This is a genomic window from uncultured Pseudoteredinibacter sp. (assembly GCF_947500695.1).
In the GTDB taxonomy this organism is placed as follows: domain Bacteria; phylum Pseudomonadota; class Gammaproteobacteria; order Pseudomonadales; family Cellvibrionaceae; genus Pseudoteredinibacter.
This window is the reverse complement of sequence record NZ_CANMSS010000050.1, coordinates 1-203: the sequence shown is the minus strand read 5'-3', so window position 1 is coordinate 203 and position 203 is coordinate 1. Positions and strand designations below refer to the sequence as shown.

The following is a 203-nucleotide window of genomic DNA, read 5'->3' as shown; positions in this document are numbered from 1 at the left end:
GCGCTTAAGGTGCCGTTTCCAAGATCCGGTTTCTCCGGCGCTACAGTGTCCACGGTAATCGTGTAAGGACCCGTTACCGGACTCTCTTGACCATTGGCCGCTTTGGCATCGGCATAGAAGTTGTAGTCACGATCATCAAGTGCTTCTGCAGCGGTTGGTGTGTAGCTCCAGTTACCCTGACCATCACTGGTGGTTTCGAATAA

At 52.7% G+C, this 203-nt stretch carries 1 protein-coding gene; it reads right to left on the bottom strand.

Translation table 11 applies throughout. The annotated features are described in order from the left end of the window. On the bottom strand, positions 1 to 203 hold a 203-nt coding region (locus tag Q1A08_RS21445), incomplete at both ends, for a hypothetical protein (protein WP_299776438.1).